This is a genomic window from Williamwhitmania taraxaci, assembly GCF_900096565.1.
Taxonomy (GTDB): Bacteria; Bacteroidota; Bacteroidia; order Bacteroidales; family Williamwhitmaniaceae; genus Williamwhitmania; species Williamwhitmania taraxaci.
On sequence record NZ_FMYP01000104.1, the window covers coordinates 1 to 8,169 of the forward strand.

Annotated in this window: 4 protein-coding genes; 2 read left to right on the forward strand and 2 right to left on the reverse strand. The window is 35.2% G+C overall.

Annotation, left to right across the window (positions count from 1 at the left end; all coding sequences use genetic code 11):
• The coding region (locus tag BLS65_RS16530) for an IS30 family transposase (RefSeq protein WP_125869926.1) at nucleotides 1-335 on the forward strand (335 nt) is incomplete at its 5' end.
• A 487-nt stretch (nucleotides 336-822) separates the two neighbouring features.
• Here BLS65_RS16530 and BLS65_RS16540 read toward each other — a convergent pair.
• Both BLS65_RS16540 and BLS65_RS16545 read right to left on the reverse strand, forming a co-directional pair.
• Entirely contained in the window at nucleotides 823-2,223 is a 1,401-nt protein-coding gene (locus BLS65_RS16540; RefSeq protein WP_125869927.1) for a hypothetical protein, read from the reverse strand.
• Nucleotides 2,223-5,870: a type IIG restriction enzyme/methyltransferase gene (locus BLS65_RS16545; RefSeq protein WP_092440925.1), complete on the reverse strand. Its 3,648-nt coding sequence runs from the start codon at nucleotides 5,868-5,870 to the stop codon at nucleotides 2,223-2,225. The genes BLS65_RS16540 and BLS65_RS16545 overlap by 1 nt, the downstream gene beginning before the upstream one ends.
• Nucleotides 5,871-7,512: 1,642 nt before the next feature.
• Here BLS65_RS16545 and BLS65_RS16560 point away from each other — a divergent pair.
• Nucleotides 7,513-8,085 carry a DUF6261 family protein gene (locus BLS65_RS16560; protein WP_092440927.1) on the forward strand — a complete coding sequence of 191 codons (573 nt, stop codon included), beginning with the start codon at nucleotides 7,513-7,515 and terminating at the stop codon, nucleotides 8,083-8,085.
• The last annotated feature ends 84 nt before the right edge of the window (nucleotides 8,086-8,169 follow it).

Consider the following 8,169-nt stretch of genomic DNA (forward strand, 5'->3'; position numbering starts at 1 on the left):
CTGCAGTGGAGGCGCTATCCCCGTTGGCACACCAAATGCACACTATTACCGCTGATAATGGAAAGGAGTTTGCAGCACATCAGGTTATTGCCGAAAAGTTGCAAATAAATTTTTACTTTGCACGGCCATACCACAGCTGGGAGCGCGGCGCTAACGAGAATGCAAACCGCTTGGTAAGGCAGTATTTCCCGAAGAAAACGGACTTTAAAACGATAACACAAGAGCAGGTTCAGTGGGTCGAAGATATTCTTAACAGTCGGCCTAGAAAAAGGCTAGGGTTTATCTCTCCCCTCTTAACATATAATCAGTTAACCCAAGTTGCATTTGTGAGTTGAATCTTGCTTTTGATATGATAAGCTGTCTGGTTTACAACTGTGTCAAATGAATATGTAGAATAGATTGGCGCATCATAATACCTAATTGTATCAATCTTGACTTGTTTGTCTAACGAATTATTATTAGGTGATTTTCCTTGTCCAGAACAGGACATTAGCAGGAAAGAAATTGTAATTAGTGTCAAATTTTTCAAAGTATTGTTTTTTTTATTATGGCACATAACGGTTTGCAGCTACCCGAAGGGCGGGATTTTTACCACTGAACTTCATTCGGAGAACTGAACTTTCGGCTTGCACAAATGTGTCTGTGAAGAACGAAACCCCGCCTTTTGGGTAGGTGCTGTTACAAGCTGGTGTTCTTTCAGTAGTGTCTTGTCTGTCAATGTTTACCGCTGTCTTAGTGCGTTGGCTTGATGGCTCTTTTGCATTTTTTTGGTTGGCTTGTGGCGTTGGCAAAAAATGCAAATGTGCCAGCAAATGCGTTGGCTTATATGTCATTGTCAATTCCATTTTCTACAAAGTCCTCAAAGTTTTTATAAATTATTTTCGTTATTCCTTGTCGTGATAATATTGGCTCTAAATATTTTTCTACAACGTCAGGATTTGGATCTGCAATAATTACCTTTTTTATACGATTTGCTTTTTGAAATAATTGTCTATTAAATGCTTCTTCATTTCCTTTCCAACCAATTACAACAAGTGTTTCTATACTATTGAAATAATCTGTCATATAGTTAAAATGTTGTATGGGCATTGTAAACTCGTCTTTGTCACGGTATGGAAGTAGCAATGCAGGAAAAAAGTTGTTCAAATCTTCTTCTCCGATTAATTGAAGTTGAGATTTGTCTATTGTGTATCGTCCTAAATGATGTTTGTTTAGCATTGTTTCATATCCCCAAGTGCTGCCGTCTATCATATTTGTATGGTCGCCAAGTAATTCAAAATACAACTGAAAAAGGTTAATATTATTTTCAAATAACCAATTCGATGTATTGCCATTAAACTGTGAAGTGTCGGGGAAACGCCAACCCCAATTCCAAGATCCGTGAGGTTTAAAAATATAACAAGGGCTTTCGTTTACTCTGATATAATCGTTTAAATTATTTAATGGAATATTAAACTGTTGAGAAATAAATGTTTCTAAAATTGTGTCTTGATTGAAGGAAACAAAAGCAAAGTTTTTTGCAGTTGTTCTTCCGTAAGTTGTTTTTACACTTGCCGAATAAATCTTTTGAAGTTTGTTGCCCAACTTTGCGTATAGATTTTTTGCATCATATTCATTGTTTACTCTATTACTTACCTCTTTCAAAAGTTCCTGTAAGTAATAAAAAATACTGATGTGTCGGCTTAATACTACTTGGTTATTTTCTTTATGAATATTTTTCCATTCACGTTCAAAAAGTTCTTCTACATCGGGATTTTCGTCACTTTGTAAAAGCGTTAAAGATTGTCTAACTCCTTTGTATTTATTGTAATATGTTTTAAAACGCTTTTCAAATAATGCTGGTCCTAATGGTGGTCGCAAATCATCTTTTTGAAATTCAACTTTGTCGTTGCCGTAAACACAATTTGCTGATGCACCTGCACCAAATATGAACATTGTTTTGTGTTCAATGTCGTGATTGAAACCTGTATATGAACCTGCACTTTTTCGTGGTGGTTCAAATTCTTCTCCGTCTAAAGTTCCAACAATTACTTCATTGCCTAAAACCCAACCATATTCACTAATTTTTTCAAGAGTTTTTTCATTGTGGTTTAGTTCTCTATATTCTCTAAGTTTGGTTCCTTGAATAACTATAGTGTATTCAGGAAAATTCATTTCCTCCCATTTCCAACCTGCATAAACTTCACCGTATTTAGTGAAAAAATATTTTAGCCCCTTCATCATTAGCCCTCTATTAATTTTTGTTCCTCTGTTGTGATGTCGTAAAGTTTATAAACTAACTGGTCAATTTGCTTTTCAAGGTCATTGCTGTCTGTGCCGTCTTGTTTGGCTTTTAAAACCTTGTCAACTAATTTAATGAATGGTTTTTGGTCTTTTGGGGATATTTCCTTGATTGGGAATTTTCTTAAATCTTCAAGAATCAATTTTGGGAAAAGTTGTCTTACAGATTTTGCTGTGTTGTTTACAAAGTAATGCGATATCAAACGACTATTTAAAATTGCAAGAATATATTTTAAAGAAACCGTTGAATTTTCATTTTCAACTATTGCAATGTTGCTCATATTGAAAAGGTAAATCTCCTCTGTATAAGTAGCAATAATTGATTGAGGATATTTCCCTGTAATCTCTCTGATAATTATTTTCTTTCCATTGAAAATATCAAATGTTCTTGGTGCTGCTAAATGTTCACCATATTTTAAAAATGCTCCTGCCCATTTCAATTGATAACGACAAACATTTTTACCTTCCAAATACTCATAGGTATTCTTGTCAAACTTATGTGTGTAGTCGTAAGGTCTTGCTTTTACTTCCTCTGGTGTTTGCTTTGGATTGCCTTTGCCCGATTCGTATGCTTTTAAACCTGCTTTGATTTTAACTAACTTGTCTAAGATTTCAGACCCCCTTTTTAATTTATTAGTTAGTTCATCGCTTGCAGTATTTGAAAACACTGTTAATTCAGAGCCTTCATTCTGCATAAATAAATTTTGTTCCTTGCTATGTGAAAGTATAAAGTTGGTTCCTTGGTTTATGTAAATTGATATTTTATTGGAATGGTCTTTACTTTCTCTCTTTCCTGAAATAATAATAGTTTCAACATTAATGCCTTCAAAGGTATTACCCATTAAATTTATTATTTCGTTTAAGGCTGTTTCTTCTAATAAATGTTTTCTCAGTTTTTGCGCAGAACTTACCATTAGCAAAGAATTAGGTATTATCATTGAGTATTGACCTTTATTCTTTAAGATTGGAATTGCCCGTTCAATAAATAGTAAAAATAAGTTTACTTGATATTGTGAAGTTTTATAATTGTCAATGAAGTAATCTTTCATTGCCGGAGTAAAATTTTCTCTTGCAAAAACATAAGGAGGATTAGCAATGACCACATCAAAACCTTCAAACTCTCCGCTATTATTCAATACTTCTGGAAATTCAAACCGCCATTCAAAAGCATTTTTGTAAATAGCATTGCTTTTTATTTCTTCAATTTCTTTAGACAATTTATTAATGTCGGCTTCTAATTTTACTTGTTTTTCTTTTTGTAGTTTTTTCTGTTTACTGTCCAGTTCAAATAATTTACCTTGATTTAGCAAATTGTAAAGGTCTCCGCCAAGTTTACTTAGCTTAATTTGTTTCGGGTCATTATTACCAATTTCTGTTCTAAAATCGTTTTTAATGCTGTTAATAATTATTTGCAAACCTCTTTTTACATCACGGCTTTTTTCGTTTTTGTAATCGTTCACAAAGCCTCTGTATGCTTTTACATCATACTTAATGCTTTTCAGGGCTTTGCTCAAATCGGCATCTAATGTAAAACGGCTCAATAAACTGTTTCCGCATTTTATATTGATGTCAATATTTGGAAGCGTTTCCAGTTCGGCAAAGTCGGTTTCTACTTTGTAATAAGCATTTTTCAAAAGCTCTATCCACAAACGCAAACGACAAATCTTTACAGAGTTTGGGTTGATGTCAACGCCAAACAAACAGTTTTCTATAATAGTTTGCTTTTCTTGGAATAGTGTTTTTTGAACTCTGTTACTTTCAATATTCTTAGGATTGTAAGCGAAAATATTTCCATTTTCATCCGTAATAATCAATTCATCATTTACAATTTCAATTTCGTAGTCTCTAAGCGTTTTGCCTTTTTCATCTATCAAAACACCTAATTCACTTTTTACTGCAATAATTTCATTTAGTGCAGAAACTAAAAAGTGTCCTGAACCTACTGCTGGGTCACATATTTTTAGTGAATTAATTATTTCGTTTGCTTCTTTTTTGTCGACAATTTTATTGTAGAGTTCAGCAAACTGTTTGATGTCCCATTTTTTAGCGTCATTAAATTTCTCAACCACAGCCAAGCGAATAGACTGTTTACACATATACATTGTGATAAATGCAGGAGTAAAAACTGAACCGTCTTTGTAGCCGTTTATTTTTTCAAAAACTTTACCAAGAACCGAAGCATTGATAATTGTTTTATTGTCCTCTTGCACATCTTCTGCACCTTCACTGGCAAAATCGTAAGCATCTAAAAACTGAAAAAGATAATCTAAAGTGGGCAACGAAGGTGCTTTCTTTTTTGTATCTTTTAAAATAGTTGTTCCAATTAATTCAAGTTGTCCGCTGTTGTCAAGTGAATTTATTTTTATGGTTTGGTCTTCTAATTCGCTTATTTCAAAAAGTGAACTATTCAAATAAGGAACTCGGTTGTATTTGGTTTTTATTGCTTCGCTTCTGTCTTGAAGATTGACCGCTAAAACTTTATGAAATAGTTTAAATAGTTCGTCAAAGTCGTGAATTGTTTCAGAGTTTAAGAAACGATAATCTTTGTTTCCTTGATGATAAGTTATGAGTTGTCCTTCCAACAACTTCAAAAATAAAATCCTGTTTATCCAAGTAATACAAAGTTCAAGCGAAACATTAAAAACTCTTTCTTCTTTATTTTCTCCGTAAATAGTTTGGTCGGGCAAACGATGAAAAGGGTCGTCAGTAACCAAAGCCTCAATAGTCGCCTCAATAAGCGAAGCCGCAAAGCGGCTTTCCTTTTTTCTGCGAATTATGTTTTTGCCATTTTCTTTTGCTTCTTCAAGTCCAATGATGTGAAGTAATTCTTTGTAGAATTTTTCATTGAGTGAATTGCTGTCGTTTGGCGTTACAATTTTTAATAAATGTTGTGGCGAAAGAATTTTAAATAAAGCAATTAACTCTCGGTCGTCCTCTTTTTTGTTGTTGCGTAAAACTTTATCATAATCCTTGATGTCAAAGTAAACACAAGGTATTTCAGCATCAATTTTTGAAACTATTTTTGCAATTTCTTCATAAAACCAAGGGTTGTCTTTTTTGTCGTTGCGTTTGGTTTCGTAAAGTTTTTTTATTTGAGTGTTTCGGTAAATATGTTTGTCAAAATAGTTAGCGTCAACAATAAACCATTCGTTTACGTTGGTCATTACAAGCTGTTTCAGTTGGTTGTTTGCAGCCTGATTTCTTTCGTCTAAGTAGTAAAGTATAAGTTCGTGTAATGCTTTTTTGTTGGGATTGTCAGCCGTTACCATTTCATTAATGTTGGTAGGTCGTTTGGCTTCTATAATTATTCCAACTTCGCTGTCAGTTGTCTTGCCGAGATGAATTACAAGGTCTTTCTTGTCTTTAGTGTTAATTGCATTGGTGTCACGGTAATAAGTGTCACGTAAAAAGTCACGCAGGTCGTTTTTTAAATGTTCTTCGCTTTCGTCTGTTGGTCGTTTTTCTATAACGCTGATTTTATCGAGCAAAGCAATGAGGTTTGTTTTAAAAACGTCAATTTCACTTCTTAAAGGCTTTTGCTTTAAGAAGGCTTTTAATGCTTTTTTCGGTGTCTGCGTTACTAATTTCATCAATTATTCTCTGTCAATTATTTAGGTCGTAAAGATAAGTTTTAAAACCGTTTTTAGTTAAAAGTTGTCGCCAAATTGTCAACCCGCTGCTTGTCTTGGTGCGGTTGGGCAAAATTAAATGTGCTGCAATTTGGGTCGGCTTGTGCGGTTGCATTGCAGCTCTTTTAATTTTGCGAAGCGTTGGCTATTGTCGTCCAATGTCAGCACAAATGTTGACGGTTGCACGGTCGTCCTACACTTGCTTGTAACTCGTTTATATGTGTGATAAAATCACACAATACATGCCCTATTGGTATGTATTGTGTGAAAAACATACACAATACACAAATATAAAAATCTTTATCACAAGGCATCAAAAGGTGAGCGAATATTTTTCAGGCCTGTTATGCTCACATGCGTGTAGATCGCGGTTGTCTTGCTGCTTTTGTGTCCCAGCAGCTCCTGAATGTAGCGCAAATAGGTGGCGTAGGAGTGCCGCAACTAGTGTAGGGTAAGCTTTATTGTAATACTCAAATCTAACTTATTTCCCGTTTCGTTGTATCGGGTTACCACTATTATTCTATCGGCAGTGCAAACAAGCAGCTGCGTGCAGCCATGCACCATTGGGGTTGGGGGCGTAAAAAAATATTTGTGTTAGGTTGTGGTGTCGGGGGATGGTTTTTGGAATTTTGGCAAAAAGGCACCACAATGTTGTATTGGCAATTATTTTTTTTTCATGCCAATACAATGTTGGATTAGAGCATTTTTTTTTCTGGAGAAGGCAACACAATATTAGAATTGCCATTTTTTTTTCGATTCTTGCCATTCTAATGTTAGATTATGAAGAATTGAAACCATTTCGACCCATTCTAACATTAGAATTGCCATTTTTTTTTCGATTCTTGCCATTTCAATGTTGGATTTTGAAGAATTGAAACCGTTTCGACCCATTCTAATGTTGGATTGCTAAGAATTTTTTTTATTTGCTAGTAATCGAATGTTAGATTGCTAAGAATTTTTTTCCGAATGCGCCATTTCAATGTTAGATTGGTGCATTTTTTTTTCGGCACAAGGCATCACAACATTGTATCGGCCATTTTTTTTTAATTTCTTACAATTCTAATGTTGTATTGCCTCCAAAAAATATTTTTACCCATTCTAACATTAGAATGCCCTAAAAAAATATTTTGAGCATCGCAGCGTAATGTTGCTCATTTAATAAAACAGAAATCGTATCAATCCAACGAAAGGTTGTGTTGCCTCCTGCAGGTTTTGTTTTATAATAATCAATTGTTGGATTGGGTTGCGTATTTTTAGTTTCGGGCCATCAACGGTTCTTTTTGGCAGCAATTTGTTTTGGGCGCTGTTACACCAACCCGTAATAGCAATCTATTAATTTATGCATAAGGCTGTGCCCCGAAAAACCTAGGGTTATATAACCTGCTAAGCAGTATAATGGTTAGCATCAAATTCCGTTCGTCAAAAATATTTCCTATTTTTTATTGAATATCATATTCGGAATTCCTTTTATTTTCTAGGCATTTCACTGCTATTTGTTTCACGCTAGCATACGCCGCTAAGAATTAAGCTATTGCCTTTCGACAATAGTTGTTGTAAATTGCTTTACGTTTTTTAAATATTTGTTTTACTAAAACCAAGCCTTATGATTATTAGAAGATTTTATCCTTATCGGATGCGTACGGGCGAAGTGCAAACCTTTGGTAGCCGAGTCCTGAAAAGTATTGAATCGTTCGATTTAGCCGGCCTCATGCTGCTGGTGCTGTTCAACAAGCTAAAAGATTCCGTAGAACTACTCACGCAGGTTCTGGTGAAGTATCAGGAAATTGAAAAAACGAAGGCGTTAAAGGCCTCGGATGAAGTGCGCGGCAATGCTTTTTTGGCGTTCCGCAAGTCGCTAGCATCCATAGCCCTTCGCCGCAATAAAGAAAAAGCAACCCTTGCCAACAAGCTGCTCGACTTTATTAGACAGTATGGCTGGGATATTCAAAACATGACCTATGCCGAGGAATCATCGCACCTCACCGACCTTATTAAGAACATTAAGGCTTCGCCCGAGCAAATGGCGGCTATTGCTGCCCTAGGCTTAACCGATCACCTAGAAGAGATACAAGTTGCGCAGCAAGAATTTGAGGCAATACTTATGGATAGGGATCAGTCCGATGCAAGCCAGCTCGAAATAAACGGAAGCAACACCAGCAAGGTGGTAAAACCTTAAATCCGCAGGTCGATTGCTAGGTTTTAAATCTTAGCGTATTTAGGTTTGCTTGGTGGATATTTTGCCATTTTTTTGGTTCGACAT